This window comes from Nostoc sp. CHAB 5836 (assembly GCF_020829445.1).
GTDB lineage: Bacteria > Cyanobacteriota > Cyanobacteriia > Cyanobacteriales > Nostocaceae > Nostoc.
This window is the reverse complement of the sequence record NZ_JAIVFV010000003.1, coordinates 1-23,939: the sequence shown is the minus strand read 5'-3', so window position 1 is coordinate 23,939 and position 23,939 is coordinate 1. Positions and strand designations below refer to the sequence as shown.

General features: G+C 43.3%; 26 protein-coding genes and 2 pseudogenes. 4 read left to right on the top strand and 24 right to left on the bottom strand.

Annotated features, from left to right (window positions below; all coding sequences use genetic code 11):
• Nucleotides 1-296 precede the first annotated feature (296 nt).
• Nucleotides 297-1,286 carry an ROK family protein gene (locus LC605_RS01185; protein ID WP_229545756.1) on the top strand — a complete coding sequence of 330 codons (990 nt, stop codon included), beginning with the start codon at nucleotides 297-299 and terminating at the stop codon, nucleotides 1,284-1,286.
• On the opposite strand, the gene mazF is transcribed toward LC605_RS01185, so the two are convergent.
• The 15 genes and pseudogenes from mazF to LC605_RS01120 all read right to left on the bottom strand — a co-directional run bounded on the left by mazF (nucleotide 1,252) and on the right by LC605_RS01120 (nucleotide 12,548).
• Complete coding sequence (mazF, locus tag LC605_RS01180; RefSeq protein ID WP_229545755.1) at nucleotides 1,252-1,608, bottom strand: endoribonuclease MazF; 357 nt, start codon at nucleotides 1,606-1,608, stop codon at nucleotides 1,252-1,254. The genes LC605_RS01185 and mazF overlap by 35 nt on opposite strands.
• Nucleotides 1,595-1,831, bottom strand: a complete 237-nt coding sequence (locus LC605_RS01175; RefSeq protein ID WP_229545754.1) for a hypothetical protein — start codon at nucleotides 1,829-1,831, stop codon at nucleotides 1,595-1,597. The genes mazF and LC605_RS01175 overlap by 14 nt, the downstream gene beginning before the upstream one ends.
• A gap of 74 nt (nucleotides 1,832-1,905) precedes the next feature.
• Complete coding sequence (locus LC605_RS01170) at nucleotides 1,906-2,490, bottom strand: Uma2 family endonuclease (protein ID WP_229545753.1); 585 nt, start codon at nucleotides 2,488-2,490, stop codon at nucleotides 1,906-1,908.
• 51 nt (nucleotides 2,491-2,541) lie between these two features.
• Entirely contained in the window at nucleotides 2,542-3,651 is a 1,110-nt protein-coding gene (gene proB, locus LC605_RS01165) for a glutamate 5-kinase (RefSeq protein ID WP_229545752.1), read from the bottom strand.
• 294 nt (nucleotides 3,652-3,945) lie between these two features.
• Nucleotides 3,946-4,485: a YqeG family HAD IIIA-type phosphatase gene (locus LC605_RS01160; protein ID WP_229545751.1), complete on the bottom strand. Its 540-nt coding sequence runs from the start codon at nucleotides 4,483-4,485 to the stop codon at nucleotides 3,946-3,948.
• A gap of 53 nt (nucleotides 4,486-4,538) precedes the next feature.
• Nucleotides 4,539-5,202 (bottom strand): annotated as a pseudogene (locus tag LC605_RS01155) (hypothetical protein).
• A 464-nt stretch (nucleotides 5,203-5,666) separates the two neighbouring features.
• Complete coding sequence (locus LC605_RS01150) at nucleotides 5,667-6,239, bottom strand: DUF3727 domain-containing protein (protein WP_229545750.1); 573 nt, start codon at nucleotides 6,237-6,239, stop codon at nucleotides 5,667-5,669.
• 131 nt (nucleotides 6,240-6,370) lie between these two features.
• Nucleotides 6,371-6,853 carry a Holliday junction resolvase RuvX gene (gene ruvX / locus LC605_RS01145; protein ID WP_229545749.1) on the bottom strand — a complete coding sequence of 161 codons (483 nt, stop codon included), beginning with the start codon at nucleotides 6,851-6,853 and terminating at the stop codon, nucleotides 6,371-6,373.
• Between the two features lies 1 nt (nucleotide 6,854).
• Complete coding sequence (locus LC605_RS01140) at nucleotides 6,855-8,111, bottom strand: GNAT family N-acetyltransferase (RefSeq protein ID WP_229545748.1); 1,257 nt, start codon at nucleotides 8,109-8,111, stop codon at nucleotides 6,855-6,857.
• Between the two features lie 204 nt (nucleotides 8,112-8,315).
• Complete coding sequence (locus tag LC605_RS01135; protein WP_229545747.1) at nucleotides 8,316-8,522, bottom strand: hypothetical protein; 207 nt, start codon at nucleotides 8,520-8,522, stop codon at nucleotides 8,316-8,318.
• A 236-nt stretch (nucleotides 8,523-8,758) separates the two neighbouring features.
• Complete coding sequence (locus LC605_RS32720; RefSeq protein WP_267868369.1) at nucleotides 8,759-8,890, bottom strand: hypothetical protein; 132 nt, start codon at nucleotides 8,888-8,890, stop codon at nucleotides 8,759-8,761.
• A gap of 50 nt (nucleotides 8,891-8,940) precedes the next feature.
• Nucleotides 8,941-9,432 (bottom strand): hypothetical protein, encoded by a 492-nt coding sequence (locus tag LC605_RS01130; RefSeq protein ID WP_229545746.1) that lies wholly within the window; start codon nucleotides 9,430-9,432, stop codon nucleotides 8,941-8,943.
• A gap of 100 nt (nucleotides 9,433-9,532) precedes the next feature.
• Complete coding sequence (locus LC605_RS32715; protein ID WP_267868368.1) at nucleotides 9,533-9,658, bottom strand: hypothetical protein; 126 nt, start codon at nucleotides 9,656-9,658, stop codon at nucleotides 9,533-9,535.
• A gap of 24 nt (nucleotides 9,659-9,682) precedes the next feature.
• On the bottom strand, nucleotides 9,683-11,821 hold the full coding sequence (locus tag LC605_RS01125) for a pentapeptide repeat-containing protein (protein ID WP_229545745.1): 2,139 nt from the start codon (nucleotides 11,819-11,821) through the stop codon (nucleotides 9,683-9,685).
• A 388-nt stretch (nucleotides 11,822-12,209) separates the two neighbouring features.
• Nucleotides 12,210-12,548 carry a hypothetical protein gene (locus tag LC605_RS01120; RefSeq protein WP_229545744.1) on the bottom strand — a complete coding sequence of 113 codons (339 nt, stop codon included), beginning with the start codon at nucleotides 12,546-12,548 and terminating at the stop codon, nucleotides 12,210-12,212.
• 486 nt (nucleotides 12,549-13,034) lie between these two features.
• Between LC605_RS01120 and LC605_RS01115 the strand changes: the two genes are divergently transcribed.
• Entirely contained in the window at nucleotides 13,035-13,466 is a 432-nt protein-coding gene (locus LC605_RS01115) for a hypothetical protein (RefSeq protein ID WP_229545743.1), read from the top strand.
• 39 nt (nucleotides 13,467-13,505) lie between these two features.
• Here the strand turns inward: LC605_RS01115 and LC605_RS01110 are convergent, their stop codons facing one another.
• The 6 genes from LC605_RS01110 to petB form a co-directional block, all read right to left on the bottom strand.
• Nucleotides 13,506-13,877: a hypothetical protein gene (locus LC605_RS01110; protein WP_229545742.1), complete on the bottom strand. Its 372-nt coding sequence runs from the start codon at nucleotides 13,875-13,877 to the stop codon at nucleotides 13,506-13,508.
• 65 nt (nucleotides 13,878-13,942) lie between these two features.
• A complete protein-coding gene (locus LC605_RS01105) occupies nucleotides 13,943-15,124 on the bottom strand; it encodes a glycosyltransferase family 4 protein (protein WP_229545741.1) in 1,182 nt (393 codons plus the stop codon).
• A 1-nt stretch (nucleotide 15,125) separates the two neighbouring features.
• Nucleotides 15,126-16,124 carry a GDP-mannose 4,6-dehydratase gene (locus LC605_RS01100; protein WP_229545740.1) on the bottom strand — a complete coding sequence of 333 codons (999 nt, stop codon included), beginning with the start codon at nucleotides 16,122-16,124 and terminating at the stop codon, nucleotides 15,126-15,128.
• Nucleotides 16,125-16,456: 332 nt separating this feature from the next.
• Complete coding sequence (locus LC605_RS01095) at nucleotides 16,457-16,900, bottom strand: anti-sigma regulatory factor (protein ID WP_229545739.1); 444 nt, start codon at nucleotides 16,898-16,900, stop codon at nucleotides 16,457-16,459.
• A 544-nt stretch (nucleotides 16,901-17,444) separates the two neighbouring features.
• Complete coding sequence (petD, locus tag LC605_RS01090; RefSeq protein WP_229545738.1) at nucleotides 17,445-17,927, bottom strand: cytochrome b6-f complex subunit IV; 483 nt, start codon at nucleotides 17,925-17,927, stop codon at nucleotides 17,445-17,447.
• A 248-nt stretch (nucleotides 17,928-18,175) separates the two neighbouring features.
• A complete protein-coding gene (petB, locus tag LC605_RS01085; protein WP_094332660.1) occupies nucleotides 18,176-18,823 on the bottom strand; it encodes a cytochrome b6 in 648 nt (215 codons plus the stop codon).
• A gap of 406 nt (nucleotides 18,824-19,229) precedes the next feature.
• On the opposite strand from petB, the gene ctpA reads away from it, so the two are divergent.
• A complete protein-coding gene (gene ctpA / locus LC605_RS01080) occupies nucleotides 19,230-20,474 on the top strand; it encodes a carboxyl-terminal processing protease CtpA (RefSeq protein ID WP_229545737.1) in 1,245 nt (414 codons plus the stop codon).
• Between the two features lie 311 nt (nucleotides 20,475-20,785).
• Complete coding sequence (locus tag LC605_RS01075) at nucleotides 20,786-21,352, top strand: Uma2 family endonuclease (RefSeq protein WP_229545736.1); 567 nt, start codon at nucleotides 20,786-20,788, stop codon at nucleotides 21,350-21,352.
• Between the two features lie 30 nt (nucleotides 21,353-21,382).
• On the opposite strand, the gene LC605_RS01070 is transcribed toward LC605_RS01075, so the two are convergent.
• From LC605_RS01070 to LC605_RS01060, 3 genes and pseudogenes are all read right to left on the bottom strand, one after another.
• A complete protein-coding gene (locus tag LC605_RS01070; protein ID WP_229545735.1) occupies nucleotides 21,383-22,084 on the bottom strand; it encodes a Uma2 family endonuclease in 702 nt (233 codons plus the stop codon).
• A 73-nt stretch (nucleotides 22,085-22,157) separates the two neighbouring features.
• On the bottom strand, nucleotides 22,158-23,465 hold the full coding sequence (locus tag LC605_RS33230) for a Rid family detoxifying hydrolase (protein WP_229545734.1): 1,308 nt from the start codon (nucleotides 23,463-23,465) through the stop codon (nucleotides 22,158-22,160).
• Nucleotides 23,466-23,595: 130 nt separating this feature from the next.
• Nucleotides 23,596-23,715, bottom strand: a pseudogene (locus LC605_RS01060) (NUDIX hydrolase); the annotation flags it as partial.
• Nucleotides 23,716-23,939: the final 224 nt, after the last annotated feature.

Genomic DNA, 23,939 nt, shown 5'->3' with positions numbered 1-23,939 from the left:
TGATTAATAGACATCTGGTGAAATTAAATATGCGTTACCCATAACCCTTGTAGAGACGAGAGACGTAGCAGTGCTACGTCAAAACAATTCTTGTTCACCAGATGTCTAATCTGTATTAAAATCTTTTATAACCATCCATTAAAAGCTTTATTTAATTTGACAAAACCACTTGGTCTAGCAATCCATTATTGATCAACTGCTAGAAAATGTGCGATCGCATTTCTTGGAAAGGTTTACATTACGAACGATTGCAACAGTTGATTGACGAAGTGCTGGACTCAATAAAAAGTGAGTGAATGACATTAATTTTAGCTCTCGATTTTGGCGGAACTAAGTTGGCGGCAGCATTGGTAAATGTTGGTTCGAGAAAGTGGTTGCGTTATGAACGTCGTCTCTCGCCAGCGAATGCAGATGCTAGCACTGACTTGGAAATAATGCGATCGCTTATTTACTCTCTGCTGCAAGACACAAAACCTGCTGCGATCGGTGTCAGCTTTGGCGGCCCAGTTGACGCTTCTACGGGGACGGTGCGACTATCTCATCATGTCGCTGGATGGGAAAACATTGCTCTCAAAGGGTTGTTGGAGGAGGAGTTTGGCGTTCCTGTTGGTGTAGATAACGATGCTAATGTTGCTGCTTTGGGTGAACATCGTTTTGGTGCTGGACAGGGATACGATAGCCTATTTTATATTACTGTCAGCACTGGTGTGGGTGGTGGTTGGATACTCAACGGTAAGCCTTGGCGGGGTGCTGGTGGGATGGCTGGCGAAATTGGACATATGGTTGTAGATCCTGCTGGGCCAGTTTGTTTGTGTGGTAAGCGGGGATGTGTGGAACGTTTGGCTTCGGGGCCTTATATGGCGCAAAATGTTAGGGAAATTTTGGAAAACGAACCGCAGAGGCGCAAAGGACTCAGAGATGGAGAGGTTTTGAGGGGTTTGGTGGGGAATGATTTAACGTTGCTGACGGGACAGTTGGTAAGTGAGGCGGCGGCTGCTGGGGATGATTTGGCGAAGGAAGTTTTGCACAAGGCTGCTTGGGCGCTGGGTGTGGGTATTGGCAATGTGGCGAATTTGATGAATCCGCAGCGCTTTGTGTTGGGAGGTGGGGTGATGAAGGCGGGGGAGGATTTTTGGCGGGTGGTACGTCAAGTGGCGCGGGAGACGGCTTTACCGGAAGTTGATTTTGAAATTGTGCCGGCGGTGCTGGGTGATGACGCGCCATTGTGGGGCGGTGTGGCGATCGCTTCTATTATGGTAGAGGCATTAAAGTTCTCAGTAGAGTAATTACCTCAACTATGACTTCATCTGGTGCTTTGCAAGCAAACTCGGCTTTTCTTTCTTGCCAATCGAAAGACTTCACCTGATCTGCCAGCACTACTCCTGATACTGCTAAACCATCTGAAACAGGTACTTCAAATGGATATCCCTTGACTTTCGTAGTAATCGGACATACTAAAGCCAGTCGAACTTGACGATTATATTTAAGTGGTGAGATGACAAGAGCAGGACGCCTACCTGCTTGCTCACGTCCAATTTGAGGCGTGAAGTTTATCCAAATAATATCACCCTGCTTCGGTATGTATAATTCAGAATCAGAATATTTCATAACCTACAGGCTTTCCACTGTCAATTTCACCATGTAAATTATCGGGTGTTACTCGTGACAGTAGTTCATCGAGGTCATGTACTTTTTCACTTAAGCAAGGTAAGTTACTTGTCATGCTTTGCAATGCTAAGGATTCTATAGATTGTCCTGTTAACTCAGCAAGGTGATGCAATTGCTCAAACAGAAATTCTGGAATTTCTAACGTTAATTTTTGCTTAGTCATCTTTCAGCAGATTTGATTGTTGTTTTCTTGAATTATGAGTATTACAGTAAAATTAATATTTTAACATACTATTACTATTGAATACCCTGGCGAAACTCTCTAATAGCTTCCAAGGGAGACGATAACAAAATACAACGATTGAGCAGAGATAAATCTAATTCTGGTAACAACTCACTGTTAACAACCTTCTCATATTCTTGCTCTCGCAAGCAGTAAACTTCTATTGTGCCATCTTCCCAAAACCAAACTTCTGGGACTCCCATTAATTTGTACTTCTGTAATTTGATGGGACTACCGCTAGTAATCACTACTTCAATGCACAAGTCTGGTACAGGTTTATCGGTTCCAAAGCAATAAGATAAGTCAGCTTGATATTCTACTATCTCAGGAATAATCTGGCTAAAACTCCCACTGGGGAAAAATTCAATGCCTTTGACTTCAAAATAAGTAATCAATAGTCCAGCCATTAAACACTTAATCACCTCGTGAGGCTTACCAATAGTCACAATTTCTAAAACTCCCTGACAATAAAATAGCCGCACCCCTGACACATTTTCAAAGCTGGCTTGAATCGCTTTAAACTGTTCCCAACTTAATCCACGTTTGAAGAAGCGTTGTTCTTCTGGTAAGTTAACAGCATTTTCTAAGGTTTGAGTCATAATATTTTTACTCTCTCAGTTAGTAGTCACAAAATTTATCTAATTTCCATTTTAAGTCAAAACCAAATTATCCCGATGAATCACGGTTTCAGCACCGGCATAACCTAAAATTGTGGAAATTTCTCGTGAATGACAGCCGCGAATCTTTTGCAGTTCATCGCTTTTGTAATTTACAAGTCCTCTAGCAATTTCGTTACCGTTGCTGTCACACAATTGCACAGCATTCTGGGTGTCAAATTCTCCTTCTACTGCCTTAATTCCAGCAGCTAATAAGGATTTTCCCCCTAGAGAAATTGCCGCGATCGCACCTTCATCTAAATACAATTTCCCCGCTGGTACAAGTCCGTAAGCTATCCAACGTTTACGCGCCGAAGTTGGTTCCGGTTGCGGTTCAAAATGTGTCCCAATCATTTCTCCTTGGATAATTTTTTCGATATTCCGGGGAAATCGCCCTTGGGTAATTACAGTCCGCACTCCCGCAGCGATCGCAATTCTCGCGGCCGAAATTTTTGTCACCATCCCACCAGTACCCCACGGAGAACCTTGGGAACCTGTTTGTATTTGTAATTCTGCTAATTCTTTAATGCTACTAACTACAGCGATCGGTTGTGCATCTGGTACGGAACGCGGATCAGCTGAGTACAGCCGATCGACATCGGTGAGTAAAAATAGCCAATCTGCTTCTACTAAACTGGCAACCAATGCCGAAAGGGTGTCATTGTCGCCAAATTTTAGTTCGTCTATTGCTACAGTATCATTTTCATTTACTATGGGGATCACTCCCAGTCCCAGTAGTTCTTGAAAGGTGTTGTAGGCATTGAGATAGCGGCTGCGCTGTACTAAGTCACTGCGTGTTAGTAATACTTGAGCGATCGCCTGTTGCAGAGTAGTAAATAAATCATCGTATATCCGAATTAACCTGCCTTGTCCAACTGCTGCTACAGCCTGTTTCAGTGCGATCGCTTTAGGACGTTCAGTTAAGCCCAATCGCGCACAACCGACGCCCACAGCGCCAGAGGAAACCAAAATCACCCGGTGTCCTTGGCGTTTTAAATGGCAGAGTGTTTCCGCCAAGGTAGCGATCGTCGAAAGTGCTAATTGCCCCGTTTCTGGTTGGGTTAAGCTAGAAGTGCCGATTTTGACAACAATTGTTTTAGTCATTGGTCATTAGTCATTGGTCATTAGTCATTAGTCATTAGTCATTGGTCATTGGTCACTAGTAACTGACGAATGACAACGGACAAATGACAAAGGACAAATAACAAATGACTAAAACAATTGTAAAGCGCCAACCCCTCTATAGTGAAGGCTGACGCTTTACGGGTATATATTTACTTAGTATGAGTTAGGGTCTTATTTGGCTGACCCCATGTTATTAATAGTTATGATCCCCGATTTTTTGATTACATGAAGATTCCTTAATGATCTCTTTAGATTTACTTTCCTGACGATTTATTAACTTTTGCGAATCTTCTTTTTCTTGGGGGTAATAGAGGCTCCCAGAATTTCAGATATCCAAACTTCAAAGTTGCGGATAGGATGGGAGCGCAGGGCTGCGTCTGCATGGACAATCGGTTCAACTAGAATGGTAAACATCCCCAGGCGATTACCTGCTATAACATCGGTAAACAAGCGATCGCCTACCATCCCCACTTGATGCACTGGTAGATCCATTCCCCTCAGTGCTGACCTAATTTTACGTCGGGAAGGCTTGGCTGCACCCAAATAGTAAGGTAAGTTGAGCGATCGCGCAATTCCACCAATTCGTGCTTCACTCAGGTTGTTACTCACCAAGCACAGTGCAGTACACGTGCGGATTTGGTCTACCCACTGTCGTAGTTCTGGCGAAGCTATCCCTACTGTAAAAGGTACTAAAGTTTCGTCTACATCCAATACCAGCCCCTTCAGCCCGTATTGTTGGATAATATCTGGTGTTAGGTTCAACACTGAACCCTCTAAAATCAAGTCAGGCTGTAAAAGATTGTTCCAGACCATAGTCAACAGTCAAATTTAAATAGTTCAGACAAATGAGCATAACTTAATATAGTTTAGTTAGTCGAACTCAATCCTGGGATATCTCCCTGAACACCTTGAGATAAAATACCTAACATTGTAATCTATATCTTTGATGTAATAATTACTCAAATCAATAAATATTATATCGTTTTCTTCTAACTTCAAAAACTTCCAAATATCCCCTGTAGTTACCGCGCCGGAAATTTTTCTGATTTCATTTCCTTCTTGTTGATTAAACAATTGTGCTGCTAACATCGCTGCCGCACATTGACCTAATCCACCTTTAATATTTTCATTTTTGGCTTCAATAATAAGTACCACAGGCACATTAATTGTTAGTTGCTCTTTAGAACGACTGATGATAAAATCACAGTATCCATTCAGACCCTTTTCTGGATCTACATCAAAATCTGTTCCCGAAAATAAACTAATTGGATAATTAGCCCTGCGTCTCACCTCCAACAACATCGGAGTGATAATCATTTCTGAACGGGCTTTTTCAGTATTAATTGCTAAAGCCAATTCTGTAGTTTCTTCTAAAGAATTTTTGAGTTGATCACTTGCCTGTAAAGGTTCTATATTGGCACATAAATCAGTTTCTTCATCAATGCGGATGCTGAATGACTTTTTAAATTTACTTAATGTAACGTGAGTTCGATGAACCTCTCCCTCCCAACCTCCCTCTGGGAAACGCAAAGGGAGGAGTAACGAAAAATTAAGCTTTTTACTCCCCTCTGTGCGTCGGAGAGGGGCTGGGGAAGAGGTCAAACAAGACTTGTCGAACTCACGTTAATGTAAAGTCGCTATAAGCCATTTTCCGCACCTGATACCAATTTGGGATTTTATCTGATTGGAAGTTCTAACATCCCACCCTAACCCCTCCCCGTAAGGGAAGAGGGGAGACCAAGCACAGCTTTGGCTTTTTGAGCTTCTTCCGGAATGAAACGTAATTTATCCAACATGATGTTAGATTGAAAATTTCTACAAAAATGCTTTTCCCCGAATTTTGAACAATACTAATTGTCCCAATTTAGTGTCAATATTTCATGGATTCCACATTCAATCAGACATGGTAAAAGGTTTAAGTAGATTTTGATTAAAATGAAAAATTATCAATTAAAAAATTCAAAATGAAAATGTAACATTTTGAATTTTTAATCTTATTCCACTTCATTAAAAAGATGTTCCTCTAACAGAGGCTGCACTTTGCGAAACTCCTCTGGAGACAGTAATTCAGGTTCACCTGTTTTCGCTATCCGTGCAAAAAACAACAGAGGATCGAGGGGAGTATAAATTGCATACTCCTGATCTTCATCATAGAAGCTAGCGAGTAGCTGTAATTGCTCTGGCTCTAAATCTTCTCCTTGGTCTTCGATTTCTAAGGTGAAGAGTTCTGATTCTTCAACTGGCGGTAAATCACCTGCAACTGTCAAAGCATAGGCTGTGTTCTTCAATATTAGGTTCTGCTCAGACAATACAGCTTGAGCAGTAGGAAAAATTTGCTCGATGATGGTGTCGTCTTCTACCAGAACAGCTTCTTCGTCCTCATCCTCACCTTCCCAAGAAAAAATTTCTACAGGTGAGTCTACAGGAAGAAGTAAGACGTATTCTTGTCCATCTACCTCCAGGGAATGCTCTATGTAACATTCGAGCGATCGCCCTGTGTCATCGGTTAAAGTGATGGAACCCGTATGAGCGTTATCATTTTCTTCAGAGAATGGAGAGGAAAACATAGCCAAATGTAGAATTTTAATAAATACCAGCAATATTGGAAATCGCTTAACTATACTAATGACATATGATGTCAACCAAATAGCTTTATACGTAGATACAACTGCTGGCTAATCGTTTTCAGAATATCATGTTAAAAGGTATCAATATTCGCTGCCACTGAACTGCGAGAACTGGCACGCTTGACATCCAGCCATTGTTGCAAAATCAAAGCGGCTGCTTTGCGGTCAATCAAACCTTTATGGCGTGACGGAGAGCGGTTTTCAGCTATCAGCAGTTGCTCTGCTTGAAATGAAGTTAATCGCTCATCCATATATTCCACAGGCAGTTTTAGTGCTTTAGCAAGTCTTATAGTAAATTTCTGAACTTGACGTGCCTGAAATCCTAGTGAGCCATCCATTGAATAAGGCAAGCCCATAACTAGAACTTGCACATCGCGTTCATTAACTATTTGTCTGATTTGCTCGACATCCTGCTCAAAAGATGTACGCTCAATAGTGGTGATTCCCGTGGCAATTAAACCCGTGCGATCGCATCCAGCCACTCCAATCCGCTTCCTACCGAAATCTAGTCCCAACGCTGAAATAAACGGTTTTGGTTGCTCTTGGGATATCACACTAATTCTCCTGCTGTGCATCTACTGATTCAGGAATTGGCAATGCTTCGATGCTAGAGTTTTTTCCCGAAAAGTTAATTGTTTCTGACTTACTTGGCAGTGGTTTCTCGGACGATGGCAATTTTCCTGGTTGTATCCACGACATCCCACCTGGTATAGGTTTACGTGCCGGTTGTAAACCTTGCAGCATATCAGTCCACTGAATTCCTTCTAGGGAAACAAATTTCGACTCCCGTAGCTTGTGCCACACAGAGCGAGACATAACTAATGTATGTTCTATGCGTTTTGCCCCAATTTGCTCCAAATACTCTTCTCGCTCTGCCTGATAGTCTGAGGAGGCTAGTTGTAACCCTTGCTGGGGAAAATCTTGAGCAATGCGAGCCAGTTGAGATAGTAATTCTGGATACAGCCAGGTGTAAGCAGGATGAACCGTCAGCGTTGCAACATGGGGAACTTCACCCTTACGGTCAAGTTGCACGTGAAAATAGCCGATGGCAGCTTTGCGTTGCGGTTCAAATACGTAACCACTGACTACTTCCGTTTTAGTCAGCCATTGCTTCACTGCATCAGTTAAAGCACCAAACAAACTGGTTTTAAAGTCGCGGGTGTTGCGGTCAAAAACCTGACGTACCAGAGGTGGCATCGATGCCGTATCTAGTTGATATAGCAATTGGGCATCAGCATTACTAACGGGCAACAGGTTGGGCAAGTCTGGCTCTGCTTGTGCCAATTCAGCCAGTAATTCTGGGCCAATTTCCCAGTAGGTCATTTCTGCTAGACGCTGGAATCCATTTTGTCGATACAATGCCAGCGCTTCTATGTCATTGATGTTAACTTCCAGTAGCCAAGTGCGAGCTTCCAAAATCGATTCAAAGCAATGACGCAAAAGTTGCGAGCCAATTCCTTGTTTATCGACACCAGGCTCTAGTAGCACTTGATCAATCCGCCAAGTGCTGCGTGTGCGGTTAAAGGGTGACACTTGAATCATCCCTAAAAGCATCCGCCCTTGCTCTGCTACATAGGCACAGAGGCGATACTGGAGAGGGTTAGGAAACCAACTCAAAAATTTCAGTAATCCATACCAGCGACGCAGCCTTTGCATTTGGCTGATGGCAAAACCTGCTCCCTTCGGAGTGAGGGCTGCGAATGACTCTTGAGTTATGCGCTCAATCCCGTCCAGATCACGGTATTGGACTGGTCGGATAACAACACTTAGATTTCGGGGAAGTAATGAAGTCATTTTTATTCGAGCCGCCATTTAGCCTTAACTAACCGCTCTTCAAAGGGACTACTGCAATCATCTTAACTACTTTCTGTCCTTTACTATTGCACCAAAAGGGTGATTTTAGTAACTTAACACTTAAAAGAGCAGAAAAAGCAGACCTTGTGAGAACACCATTGGCATTGACACAACAACATCTGCCTTTATTTTATTGGAATTTTAATTAAAGTTTGTATATTTTTATAGCCCTTGTCGAGAAACTAGCTTTTCAAAGTGGGCTTGGGTTTGATGGAGTAATTGCTGGCGACTATCTACTAGTGTTTGCTTCAGGGTTGGAACAAGATTGCGAGCTTGCAGAGTCATGTGAAGTTGCAGGTTGGCGACATATTCACTGAAATCTTGATTCACTTCATCTGCGCCCGCATTCTTTAAGAAATTTGATTCCATTGCCACTGTGTTCTCCTGTGTTAATCCTATGCTGTCTCTCTTCATGACCAAAAACTATCACGTTGTTTGGACTAACTTCTCAATTTGCAATGAAGTTTAACGCTTCTTAGAAATAGCGATGGTTCTAGTAGTCCATCAACTCAACGAAAGCCGAGTCAGCCCAGTTTTAGAATCTTTCTCTGTGTAGCACCTGGCGCGTCACAAAGAGAAGTCAAATGCGGCTTGGGCCGTTAGCGTCACGCAAAGCGAGGTACGCTGCGCGAAGGATTGGGTAATTTATTTGTTGTCAGTCCATCGGCAACCGATTTGTAAAATGAGTTAAGTCCAGATGGTGAGCTTTTAGCGATCGCAGCAACTCGAAACATCACACTATGGCAAGTTACCTCTAAAGAAAAGATATACTCTTTACCCGTGCCCCTTAAAATCTCAAACCAACACCACCTTGTACGGAGATAGCTGTACCACCGCTATCACGGTAAGCATCAAAAGCGATAATGGCATTGCCAAAAAGCACAGTATTGCTATTTGGGATCATATAATCAATGCCCGGTTGTAAAGCAAAACTAATTTTGTCGCCCACAGGAGAAGAACCACCACCACCAGCCAGCACTAACCCAGCACCCAGGTAAGCATCAGCTTGCCAGTTGAGGGGAAAATCGTAGGAAACCGTAGGCACAACTGCCGTATTATTGCCAATTAACACTTGGGCACGCAGCGAAATTGGCGCTTCCAAAAGCTTGTAACGTCCAGCTATCACCCCCCCAAATTGGACACCATCAGTAATACCAATAGTGGGGCCTATACCAATATAACTGCCATAAGCTACTTGAGCTTGTGCTGGTTTAACACTCGCCAGACTCAAGACCAAGCCAGCCCCCAAAGCTGAAATCAAATATGGAATATACTTCATAACCGACTCCTCACACCAATTAGTCATTAGTCATTAGTCATTAGTCATTAGTCATTAGTCATTAGTCATTAGTCATTAGTTATTAGTTATTTTTCTTCCCTCACTCCCTCATCTCCCTCATCTCCCTCATCTCCCTCATCTCCCTCACTCCCTCATCTCCCTCATCTCCCTCATCTCCCTCATCTCCCTCATCTCCCAGTTCCCAGAGATGCACTGAGCTTGTCAAAGTCTCCCCATTCCCCATTCCATTCTACGGGCAACGGGGATGAATACCTCCTTGAGTACAAATGTATGCTAATTGCTTAGTATCTAAATTTTTGGCTTGAGAAAAATCAACACCTTGGACTACGGCAGACACTGAGCCTAAATCTGGGGTTTGGACAAATTGATCTGCTGGATCTTGTTTGCTAGGGGCGAGAATTGCTCCCTTAAAATCTGCTCCGGCGACATTCGCTCCCCGTAAATCGGCAAGACTCAGGTCAGCATTTTGCAAGTTAACGTTTTCCATCTGAGCCGAACGCAAAACAGCACCAGCTAAACGAGTGGCGCTGAGGTTGGCATTGCTGAGATTAGCACGATCCAAATAGGCTCCTGATAAATCAGCCCCTTGCCAATCAGTGTTACTTAAGTTGGCAAAAGATAATTGCGTTCCGATCGCAGTGGCGCGACCTAAACGGGCAGCATATAGATTGGCCTCATTCAATTTAGCATCGCCTAAATCAGCCCCAGTCAAGCTAGCTTTTTCCAAAACTGCGTTTCGCAGATCGGCTCCCACTAGTTGGGTGCTGTTAAGTTTAGCGTCATATAGACGGGCGTTGGATAAGTTGGCTCTGTTAAGAGTGGCGCGGCTCAAATCAGTACGGTTCATCAAGACGCGACTGAGGTTAGCATCAGTAAGGTTGGCTTGCTGTAACTGAGCTTGGCTTAAATCAGCCATTACATCGTCGTAGGTATCCCAACGTCCATCATCACCCACGCCCCGGAAGCGGCTACCCTTAAAGCTGGCTTGGTTAAGATTTGCAGATTTAAACTTAACTCCTGATAAATCAAGGTTGTCTAGCACTAAGTTGAAGAAAGAACTTCCGGGAGTACCGCTTTGACCTAATTGGGTGCTACTCAGGTCAACGCTCTGGATTTTCCCGCTATAAACGGAGAGAATTTTGTTAATCGTTCGCTGGTTTCTTTGTAGTCGTCCTTGCCGTAATTCCCGCTCTTGGGTTGCAGTGCTACCCACCGACTCCAGTTCGCTAACCAAAAACTGATTCTTATTTTTTAATTCGGGGATGGCTTGAGGCCCGACAGTTGTCAAAGCTTGTTGAATCGTATCCAGGAGGCTGGGGTTAGTTTCGCTAACTAATAAATCCGCCAGAAATTTAATGGACTGTGGGTCATTAATACCACCCATAGCCAGAATTGCACTTTGACGTTGCTCATTAGTCGCCCCAGAGTTGGGAATCAATTGGTTGCGGAGTTCGTCGAATTGTTGCCTGTTGATTTTCTCGGTTGCTCGCTGGGATTGTTGAATTTGGATATATACTTGAGTGCCGATTAAAGTTGCCAACACAGCAGTCATACTCGTTAGCCCTACCCCAAACAGGGTCAAATTAGGATTTTGCTGTATTCGCCGCCACAGATTCGGCGACTGGTTGGTTTGATCTGGGGCTAATTCTTCGTTTCCCTCTTGCCATTCTTCTGCTTGATCATTACCGCCAGTAGAGTGAGCTTGTCTGTTGCTAGCTAAGAGTGCATCTACTGTATAAGTTCCTGCTAGTTGATCGTGGAGTGCGCGACGCCCCCGGCGCGACGGTAAGCCTATCCCTTCACCCACAATCATTAACAATGACAAAAATGTGAATAATCCCAAATTCGGAAAAGCAAAGCTGTAGCGCCATAGCAGATAGGCGATGGAAATGGGTACAGTCCAACGCCCAACTCCTTCTCTAATGACAACTGCCCCCAACCCGGGCGGCTTCCCTTGCTCGTTGACAACCCGCACTTTTAACCAACGTTTCCCAATTGTGCTACCAGTCTTAGCTAGTAAATATAATTGCCACCATGAGAGAGTTACAGGCGCTAACAGAGCGATTGTCCACAAAATATTAGTCGGCCATGCCACGTTACGGATGCCATAACTTACAGGTAGAGCCAGGGGTCTAGCGATCGCTCTTTCTGTTACCACCAGCACAGGGTTAAGCGGTACTCGATTCAGATCGCTTCTAGAATTGGCATACACACCAATGCCGAAGGGAATCAACCCACTAGTAACCACTAATATGATTTCAGTTGCCCAAGCAGCAAAACGCCTACTTGCTAGCAACGGCGAATTGGCTCTTTCCGGTTCTTTTGACTGACCAGATTGATTACTTCTCCTGACAATTGGTGATGTCATCGGATAATTTCCTTTGATATTATTTATTATTTCTACGCCGCGATCGGCACAATTAAAATACAGGACTTACGCAAAAACTCTCTGCAACTCTTATTTATTGGCGTACTTGGCGTACTTCTCCCAGGGGGAGACGCACTCGCGTTTGCGGTTCGTTTTTTCATGATTTTGCGTAAGTCCTAAAATAAACTCAGCTAATCAGCAAACAGAAAAGCATATTGAAATAGGATTTAGAAGTTATACAGCAGAACTTAGAATGGGCTACGCCCAGCTGCGCTAACAGGAGTCAGAATTCTGAAGTAAAACAGGCTTTTGTAAGTCAGAAGCCGTTTGTATTTTGGCTCCTGACTTTCATAACTCCGGGCAGAGTGTAAAGTAAATGCATATCAGCTTATTGCTTACGTTGAAAGCTACCAGATACAAAAAATTTGTATCCAACATACACTAACACCGCCAAAAGTGCCAGAGTGATTACAGATGCAACTAGTTTAAACACTGCTTGTAGCATCGCCAAGCCTACTAGTACCGTCACACCTGAAACTACTAGTTTTTTCGCCCCAGATAAGCTGTTGAACCAAATCTTAAATCGCTCCAGTTGCAAGTTCAAGTTGGCAAAAATAGACTGAGGCATTTGTTCTTTTGCTTGTGGAACCACCCCAGGTGGGGAATTAATCTCAGCCTCTAGCTGGTCGAGGCGACGCTGTAAGTCTTTTTCTGGTTGAGGATTCATCAATTTTTTCTACCTCAGTTAGCATACTTATTCAACAACAGACCAACCAAATCTTATTTTTGGTGGTTGTCATAGTGATTTTAACTAATGTCTGTGCATCTATAGGACTACTATTTGATTTCTGAACAGATACGTAGGGTGCGTTAGCGTTTCGCGTAACGCACCGAATCCTTAAGAATGGTGCCGTACTTTCTGCGCTAACGCACCCTACAAATACTTAATGTTGTTCAAAAATCAAACCGGATTCCTATAATACCTTTCTGCACAAGGAAAAATTATGTTTTTTCTTGTTGCTTTCCAGACATTAATTGTAGAGACGTTGCATTGCAACGTCTCTACACACACCCATCAAATCTTTACAAATAATCCTTAAATTAATGGTATTACTTTATACGACAGCCTTTGGAACCAAGATGGATTGCTGTCGTCAATTAAACCAGACTGTATAACAATATTGCTCTAAAAAAATCTGGAGCATTAATTAAAATGAAAACGCTTCGGCTACTTGCAATTGTTCCCACAGCTTTGGCGATGAGTTTGGTTTTCACTGAGGTGAATTGGGCACAGACACCAACAATCCAAATTAATCAGAATTTTCAACCAGATCCACTGGTTTTGAATGGAAAGTCTGGGGGAACTGTCAAAAGTAATTGTGGCAATATTACCACTGAACCTAATCAAGTTATCCAGGTTACAGAGTCACTACCTTACTTGCGATTAACAGTGGAGAGTCAAGGGAAGCCAACGCTATTGATTGACGGGCCAGGGGGGCGCTTTTGCGTAATGCCAGATAGCTACTCTGGAAGCAAGCCAGAACTTTCTGGTTACTGGCAGGCAGGAAAATACTCGCTGTATGTGGGCGAACTATCCCAGCAGCAGTATAACTACACCCTCTCAATCTCGCAACAAAATAAATAGATAGTCATTAGTCATTTGTCTTTTACTAATGACTAATAACTAATCTTCCAGTGATTTAGCTGGAACTTCGACAGCAGTAACATCAATTGTGCCTTCTGGTGTGAAGCGCCGAAAATGACTATTTTGTACTAACAGCGACTCTCCACAGCTAGGACACTGTAACTGACTGTTATTTAAACCCGTAAATTCATATCCACAGACGGGACACTGATCGGCAACCAAGTTGCGTTGCAGCCACCAACGAAAGCCAAAGAAAGCCACAATGGGTGCCAAAAACAGCAACCCGACAATAATTAGCAACGAATTAACTAACCAACCCAAGCCCAGTGATGCCAGCAACCAAACAACTGCCAGCAGGGTAAGCCAAGGGCGGAGATTTAAAAGATTCAATTGAAATGACTTAAAGCTCATTTTTTAAATTTCGTCCTGCTCTCCTTCTAGGATAGCGATTTTAGTCATTTGTCATTTGTCGTTTGTCATTTGGACTTCATTGCTGAGGATTGAAGCATTTTTTGCAACTGCTGTTGAAAGGCATCTATACCAAATAGAGCGATCGCTTGTTCTCGCAGCCACTTTCCATTACATCGCTGGTCATCCCCTTGAAGCATTTCTATACAAGCTGCTGCTACAGCATCAGGACTGCGGTGTGGTACTCGCCATCCCAGTTTACCATCTTGCAAGGGGTCAGCAGAGCCATCATTGTCACCGGATAACACCGGCACTCCACAAGCCATTGCTTCCAGATAAACAATGCCAAAGCCCTCTTGCGAAGGCATAATATAGGCATCAGCAAGGCGGTAATGTTCCATTAATTCTTCTGTGGCAACAAAACCAGCAAACACGATGCGATCGCTCACGCCTAAATATGCAGCTAGCTGCGCCAATCGTGGTTGGTCATCACCGCGACCTATTACCAAATATTTCACTTCTGGAAAAACTTCAGCGATTTGTGGTAATGCTCGAATTGTGACATCTACACCTTTGTAAATATCTCCTGACCATAACCGCGCTACTGTCATTAACACTTTACCACCAGTTAAGCCATACTTCTGGATTAATTCTGGCTGCTTGCAACCAGGAGTGAATTTGTCCCCATCAATTGCACAAGGCATCATCTGTACCATTTTTGGGTTTAGACTATTAGCAACACAAGCGCGATCGCGGCTGTAGCGACTAATTGTCCAAATTCCATCTGCTGATATCAGGGCGCGACGTTCTTGATTTTTGAGCGGTTCCCAGACTTCTTTGCCGTAAGTTAGTACGGTGTAAGGAATCCCCAAAGGCTGACAAAGAGTTTGTACTAATACTCCTAAGTTAATATGACCGCAGAAAACTTGCTGCGGACGGCTTTGCAACAGACACTTAAGTAAAGCTGCTGCCATTTGTAGTCTTCCTATTTGGGGAGACTGATTTTTAAAGTAATGAAATTTTAACTTCTCGTCTTCAAAGGTATTTAAGCTATCAGGACTATCTCGCAGCAAAAAAACTTCCGCCTTGTAGGCTTGGCTCAATCCCAGATAGGCGCGAAAAATATCTTTTATATATGATTGAATACCACCTTCGTGAGCAAAAATTTCTAAAAACACGAATACATGGTTAGTTTTTTTGTTAACCTGATCACCTAACTTGAGTTTTTCTGTCACTGTAGTAATGTTCATGTTAGGTTATTAACACTTGCGGGAAGGGCGCGATCGCACCGCTTTGTAACCGCTCTAAATCTGTTTTTACCATTTTTTCTAAAAGTTCTTCAAAGCTCACTTGGGGTTCCCAGCCGAGATTTGTTTTAGCTTTACTGGGATTAGCTACTAGTTGAAAATGCTCATCTTGTCGCAATAAGCTAGTATTTATGACTACATACTGCGTCCAATCTAATCCGACAGACTCAAAGGCTGTGGCAACTAAATCCCTAACACTGTGCAATTTGCCAGTGCCAATCACATATTCTTCCGGTTCGTCCACTTGCAGCATTAACCACATTGCCTCTGCGTAATCCCCGGCAAAACCCCAATCGCGTTTGGCATCTAGATTACCGATTTCTAAGGTGTCAGTTAAACCCAATTTAATCGATGCGGCCGCCAAAGAAACTTTTCGCGTGACAAACTGAGGTGCGCGTAGAGGAGACTCATGATTATATAAGATTCCACTACAGGCAAATAGTCCGTAGCGCTGTCTGTGATGCACCATCGTCCAGTGGGCGTGCATCTTCGCCGCAGCATAGGGATTTTTGGGACGAAAAGACGTTTCTTCATCTTGCGGCGAAATAAATACATCGCCAAACATTTCCGAACTGCTGGCTTGATAAAATCTGGTAGACAAACCAACTTGTCGTACTGCTTCTAAAAGCCTGGTAGCCGTACCAGTTATCAAATCCAGAGTTCCCAATGGGTCGTTCCAGGAGTCGGGTACAAAACTGGGAGCTGCCAAATTGTAAATTTCTTGGGGACGCAGTTGTTCAACTGCGGTTAACAGCGCCGCATGATCCCTCAAGTCAACCGTAAAAATTTCTACCTGATTTGCCAGTGTTCCTAGCTTTGTCAAATTAGGTTGTCGATGGGGAGGTACTAATCCTACAACTCGATAACCACGGTTGAGGAGCAAATGGCTGAGATAGTAGCCATCTTGACCAGTTATTCCTGTAATTAGGGCTGTTTTAATCATATCTGTCGCCTAGTCTCTCTATCTCTTTAAGGACTAAATGGCACTTGTTGGAGGACAAAAATTTAGGCTCTCAACACTGCTGACAAATCTTAACAAGGGATCTAGTGTAACTCGAATGCTATCTTTACTGTATTCACTAATTCTTTTTATACAAAAATATTATTTTATGTTTGACAAAAAAATGCTAATAACTAAGCAATTTCACGCAATAAACACATTACTCCAATTCAAATATTGCTGGAAATGAGTATACTTTTATCAATCAAGTAACTAGGTTTTGGAGCAGAAACTGCTTCTGCTTATGCTTTTGTTTTAAAGTAAGTAGCTCAACTTTACTTTTGTGCTTCTACAGAGTATTTGACGATCAGAAGGCAATTTCTACCATCTGCACCACGTTCGTACACAACACGGTCTGCTAACCGTCGCAGGAGAAACCATCCATACCCCCCTACTTGTAGAGTCCCTGGGGCTGGCTCTGCGATCGCATCAGGATTGAAAGGTTTTCCATAATCCCAAATTCTAATTTCTAGTCGGTCAATCCACAGATAAACATTAATCTCAATGGTTGTTTCCGGCGGTAAAGCATGATGAGCGTGACGAACAGCGTTGGTAAAGCCTTCTGCTAATGCTAAATTAAGGCGATCAAGTTGGGTTTTTGACCAGCCTAGTTGAGATAAGTGTTGCAGACAAAATTGCTCAAACCATTCTTGCACCTGGTTTAGGAGCCTGAGTTCGCTCTTAACCGTCAGATGGTCTTGCTGCACTATGCTAAACATTAACTGTGACTTTAATACAAGTAAGCGCAAGTTGCTAGTTATTAAATTTTGCGCTTTTCGCAAAATTTCTCTGACATAAAAAAATCTAAATTGACATATTTTGCGTACCAAAATACAAAACATGAACGATTTTGGCATTTCGAGGGTTGTAACTAGCAACTTACGTTAAGTAAATGAAAAATGTTTGTATCTATTAACTTTTAGTGATTTGAGATTTTGAATAGCTTTTCCATCCAAAACTTCAGATCCCAGATGTCATCTAAGCTATTGAAGAAAAATAGGGAATTCAGAATCAAGATGCTCGCGGACTCGTTGGCGTAGCCTCTCCAAGAGTTGAGGCTGCGCTATCAGTGCGGGGACTGAATCTCCCACTGATTGAAGATCGCGGCTCAACTGAGCTTCGCAGAACGTCCAAACGTTTTTCGGTAAATTATGACTCCTGAATTATTTCTTGTTAAAATTGACGCCTGTTGATTGTTTTCAAAAGCACATTTGCATCTGCTTTTGAAACTCACAGGCGTCAAAGTACTTTGCGGTGACTAATTTAGAATAGTCCCAAGGTCAAAGATTTATCCAATGGCAAGGCAGCACCAATACCTAGCCACACGGTAACAAGGGTACCAAAGAGGAACACTGTGGTTGCAACTGGACGGCGGAATGGGTTTTGGAACTTATTAACGTTCTCAATAAAAGGAACGAGGATTAGTCCCACTGGTACGGAACCCATTGCTAACACTCCTAAAAGTTTGTTAGGAAGCGATCGCAAAATCTGGAAGACTGGATACAAATACCACTCCGGCAAAATTTCCAATGGTGTGGCGAAAGGATTTGCTGGTTCACCGGTCATTGCGGGATCTAGCACAGCTAGAGCCACAATCGCAGCGAAGGAACCCATGATCACGATTGGGAAGACGTAAAGTAAGTCATTAGGCCAAGCGGGTTCACCGTAGTAGTTGTGGCCCATGCCTTTAGCGAGTTTGGCTCTTAACTGAGGATCGCTCAGGTCAGGTTTTTTTTGTGTTGACATTTTGAAATGTGCTCTCCTGCTTAAGTTAAATTAAAGCATTTGTGAAAGTTATCAGCTACTAGGCAACCAACGTGCGGCAGTAATCTATCTCCGGTCAGCCGCCTGGAGGTTTTCTACAGCTTTCAGCCCCAGATACAAGTATTTGTTTTTTAGAACTTATGGGCAATTAATTTCTTGTGTTTCATAAGTTTAGAACAAACAACATCATCTGAAAACTGACAAATGTTGCCTTTGGCTAATAGCTGAGATTACAAAGGCCCGGAAATGCCTTGCTTGCGGATCATCAAGAAGTGAAACAGCATGAAGACTGCAATCAACCAAGGCAATACAAAGGTGTGTGCGCTGTAGTAACGAGTTAGTGTTGCTTGACCAACACTAGAACCGCCGCGCAGCAAGTCGGAAATCAGAACGCCAACCACAGGAATTGCTTCTGGTACACCGCTAACGATTTTCACAGCCCAGTAGCCAACTTGATCCCAAGGTAGGGAATAGCCGGTGACTCCGAAGGAAACGGTAATCACAGCTAGGATGACACCACTTATCCAGGTTAATTCGCGGGGTTTTTTGAAACCACCAGTCAGGTAAACCCGGAAGGTGTGTAAAATCATCATCAACACCATCATGCTCGCAGACCAGCGATGGATAGAGCGAATTAGCCAACCGAAGTTGACTTCATTCATGATGTACTCCACTGAGGAGAAAGCTTCGGTGACTGTTGGTCTGTAGTAGAACGTCATCGCAAATCCAGTGGCAAACTGGATGAGAAAGCAAACCAGGGTAATTCCACCCAGACAGTAGAAGATATTGACGTGGGGAGGGACGTACTTACTAGTGACGTCTTCCGCGAGTGCCTGAATCTCCAGGCGTTCCTCAAACCAGTCGGAAACGTTGGCCATACAATCTCAAGTTCCTAAAAGTCGGTTGCGGTTGATAAATCGTGAAGTTCTGAATCGGCAAAAGCCTTGGTTCAGACTTCTCTCCCAATTAGCAATTTTGGGATTTTAGTAAAGGAGAGTTTTTTGGAAAGCTTTTCAGCTTTTGGCGTGCTAAGAGACTTCAGAAACTTTACACTCTGTAAAGAAGGGATATATTGCGATCTCTTTACGCCCCTACATTGAAAATGGTGGACACAAAGTAGATTTTATCCTTTGGTGAGTGGATACGATGCATCAGTTGACTGAACAACTTGATGAGAAAAATGCACCACTTCTATAAAAAAAGTAACATAATCGAGAGATAGATTTCATCAACAACAGGGGAAGTGGGCATTTCTAGGCAATTTGGGTTGAGGTGGAATTGATAATGGGGTTCATGAACAAACAAGTCTTTCGGGTTGGATTTTCATTGTTAATGGCATTTTGGTTAGCGTTGGGCACGCTGACACAGCCGGCCCTGGCTTTGACGACGGAACAAAAGCTGGTTTCGGAAGTTTGGCGAATTGTTAATCGCACTTATTTAGATGAGACGTTTAATCATCAAAACTGGGCAGCAGTCCGGCAGAAGGTTCTGGAGAAGCCGCTCAGTGACTCAAATGCTGCTTATACGGCAATTGGGAAGATGCTCAAGAGCCTCGACGATCCTTTTACCCGCTTTTTAGATCCAGAACAATACCGCAGCTTACAGGTCAATACTTCTGGGGAACTGACTGGAGTAGGATTGCAAATTGCTTTGAATCCTGAGACTGGGAAATTGGAAGTAGTGGCTCCCATCGCAGGTTCGCCAGCAGATAAAGCGGGGATTAGACCACGCGATCGCATTATCAAAATTGAAGGCGTTTCTACAGAAAACCTCACTCTTGATGAAGCTGCTACCAGAATGCGCGGCCCGAGTGGCAGCCTTGTGACTCTCCTCATTGAACGGGACGGAGAGGCAGAAACGGAAATTAGACTGACACGCGATCGCATTGCTCTTAACCCTGTAATCTCCGAATTGCGTGTTTCCACGGAGGGTAGACCCATTGGCTACCTTCGCCTCACTCAATTTAATGCCAACGCCTCAACAGAATTAGCACACGCTATTTCTAGTCTAGAGAAAAAAGGCGCTGCTGCCTACATTCTGGATTTGCGAAATAATCCTGGGGGGTTATTGCAATCAGGAATTGAAATCGCCCGTCTTTGGTTAGACTCTGGCATAATCGTTTATACTGTTAACCGACAAGGCATTCAGGGTAGTTTTGAAGCCCTTGGGCCAGCCCTGACGAAGGATCCTCTGGTGATTTTGGTGAATCAAGGAACTGCTAGTGCCAGTGAGATTCTCGCCGGCGCACTCCAAGACAATGGTCGTGCCCAGTTAGTAGGCGAAACCACCTTTGGCAAAGGCTTAATTCAATCCTTGTTTGAATTATCAGATGGTTCTGGCTTGGCAGTGACAATTGCTAAGTATGAAACTCCTCAACATCGGGATATTAACAAATTAGGTATTAAGCCTGATCAGGTGATTTCCCAAGCAGCCATTAACCGCGAACAGATTGGCACTGAAGCTGATTTGCAATATCAAGCAGCAGTGAAGCTTTTGGTTAAAAACTCGGTGGTGGCGGGAAAGGGGTAAAAAGTTAGGAGTTAGGAGTTGGGAGTTGGGAGTTGGGAGTTGGGAGTTGGGAGTTGGGAGTTGGGAGTTGGGAGTTGGGAGTTGGGAGTTGGGAGTTGGGAGTTGGGAGTTGGGAGTTAGGAGTTGGGAGTTGGGAGTTGGGAGTTAGGAGTTGGGAGTTGGGAGTTGGGAGTTGGGAGTTAGTATTGTTCCCAGTCTGAGACTGGGAATGACCGAATAATTACTAATTTTATGGTTAGTGAGCTTGTCGAAGTATGGGGATTGTTAATTTTGAATTTTGAATTTGAATTTTGAATTCGGAGCGAAGCGACGTGACTCAGACCACCTCAAATCAAATTCGTTGGACTAGTGCCGATTTAGAATTATTTCCTGACAGGGAATGGAAGCGTTACGAAATCGTTGATGGAGAATTGTTTGTGACTCGCGCTCCACATCTAGGTCATCAAGATTCTGGTGGTTGTATTTATGCCCGATTATTCTTTTGGTCAGAAGAAACTAATCTGGGTAAGCCTTTTTTTGCACCGGGTGTAGTCTTCTCTGATATAGATGATGTGATTCCCGATGTGGTATGGGTCAAGCAAGAACGCCTAGCTGCAATTGTCGATGAATCAGGACACTTTACTGCTGCACCTGATTTAGTTGTGGAAGTCCTTTCTTTGGGTAGCCAAAATGAGCGCCGCGATCGCGAGGTAAAACTGCGGTTATATTCTCTTAAGGGTGTCCTAGAATATTGGATTGTTAACTGGCGACTCCAGCAGATTGAGGTCTATCGTCGGGATATGGGACAACTTAGGTTGGTAGGAACATTGCTATCTGAGGATGAACTCACATCCCCATTACTACCCGGTTTTTGCTGTCAAGTTGCCCGTTTTTTTTAAAGTTATCAAAGTACTATCCAGCCTTTGAACTTATCCATCTGATTGAATTGCTTGGGCTAACTGCTGCACAAAGGCTTGATGTTCGACAGAATTCAACCCTGCTTGCAATACGGTTAACACCTGTTGCATATCACCCGCCAGCAAGGCAGATTGATCTAACCACAATCCTGGAAAGATTTGGCTGTGAATCACACCTGTCAGATCAGGGTGCAGATTTATATACTCTCCTGCTTCTAAGTGGAACCAATCAATGCGCTGCTCAAACACCTGCCACACAAGGTACTCCTGTATACCATTCCGCCGATAAGCACGCTTTTTGTCACCCAGATCGACCGTGGCACTACTGGCAGCAATTTCTGCAACTAGTTCTGGCGCTCCCTCCACATACCCATCTTGGCTGAGGTGCGATTGCCCACCTGATTGAGCATCAATCAATAACACCGCGTCGGGTTGGGGTTCATTGTCCAAGTCAAGGCGAACGGTTGGGTTATCACCAAGACGCACTCCTGGGGTCGCAATCTTGTAAGTCCATAACCAGCCCATCAAGTCACCGTGAGGTTCAGCATGTGGTTCAAACCGCAGAGGTGAAGCCATGTAGACAGTTCCTTCAATCAATTCGGCTTTTTTTAGTTTTGGCATCGCACTGTAGCGCCGCTCAAATTCAAAGCGGGTCAGGCGATCGCCGTTTTCTAAAGGGGGAGATGTCAAACGCCAAAGCGAGTAAGAAGGCATAGTTAGGGCAGAGGCAATTTATTTTTATCCTACAATAACTGCGATTTTATCGTTTATGCTGACAATGGCTGAATCAAGCAGAAATCATAGCGATCGCATCAATCTCTACCAACACATCTTTAGGTAAGCGCGATACCTGGACACAGGCCCGTGCTGGGGCTGTATCTTCCGGGAAATATTTAGCATAAACGGCATTCACCGCCGCAAAATCATTCATATCAGCTAAAAATACAGTAGTTTTCACCACATCTTGAAAAGTCGCACCGGCTGCTGTGAGGATGGCTTCAAGATTAGCAATTACCTGCTCAGTTTGCTTTTTGACATCATCAGTGTAGACGACATCACCAAGACGAGGATCGATGGCAATTTGTCCAGCTACGAATACAAATTGACCAGAAGCTGCGATCGCTTGATTATAAGGGCCGACTGGAGCGGGTGCGTTATCAGTATTAATTACTTTACGAGTCATAGATATTACTTTCTCTAACGATGTTTCCTGTTTACCGATTTCCACCTCAGAGGCGATCGGCTTGTAGACCTCTCCATCTGGCATTATCGCACCAGTTAGGTCTGCATCTTTAAAGGTTGCCCCATAGATATTTGCCCCAGTTAAATCAACCCTTCTCAAATTTGCTCCATCTAAATTTGCCTGGATTAAATTTGCCCATCGCAAATTTGCTTTTTGTAAATTTGCTCCTTGGAATAATGCTTTTGTAAGGTTTGTACTTTGAAGAGATGCTGCTGTGAAATCTATATCAGCCAAATTCATGCCTGAGAGATCAACTTCGTTCAGATTCGCTCTATGAAATCTGGCCCCTTGAAGTTTAGCACTTTGCAATATTGCCTCAGTTAAGTTTGCCAGAGTTAAATTTGCTCCAACTAAGTACGCCTGACCCAAATCTGCCTTAGTTAGATTAGCTTTACTGAGATTAGCTTCAGCTAAGTAAGCCGCAGTCAGGTCTGCACTACTAAGATTTGCTCCACTTAAATTTGCTGTATCTAAATTCGCATAGATTAATTTTGCACTACTTAAGTTGACACCTGTCAGTTTTGCCTGTTCTAAGTTTGCATAATTTAAATTAGTGTTACTTAGATTTGACCAACTTAAGTCAGCACCATTAAGGTCTGTCCAAGCAAAAATTGCTGAAGAAGCACTCACCGAATTCAACTTTGTATTTGTTAGAGACGCTTTAGTAAGATTTGTACTATTAAGTTTTGCTTGCGTTAAGTTTGGCCCACTTAAATCGGCTCCAGCCAAATTTGCATTATCTAAGTCTATTTCACTGAGGTCTGCACCTTTGAGATTTTCTTCACTCAAATTTTCTGAACGAAAATTCCGTTGTCCTTCGGCGTATTTCTCCAACAACGACTCAGCATCCATAATGCACCTTTAAATACCACTGACACAGTATAATCACAAAAACTTTGTGTCACAGATATTCTTCTCCTCTCTCCCTTGGCGTCCTTGGCGTCTTCTCTACGAGACGCTGCGCGAAGGCGGTTTGTCCTTCTTACCCCAACCTTGGACGTATCCCATAATGCCGATATCGCCAATAATCCCGCAAAATGCGATCGTGGTCAAAACATAAATTACCAGGCACACACCAATACTCAAAAATGCCTACACCCTCATTGGTGACAATTTAAAATAACATCGCTTTTGTCAACCAGAAATTATGCTGGAAATTAAATAAGGAGTAAGGTATAAAACTAAGCTTCGTACCAAGATTTCAGTATAAAGATTAACAATGAAGACAAAGATTAGGCGATCGCTAACCCAAAAACAATGTTTTCTATCACAGTTTTTGGCAGAATTTTCACTCTATAGATATATTGACAAATGCATCATAACCTT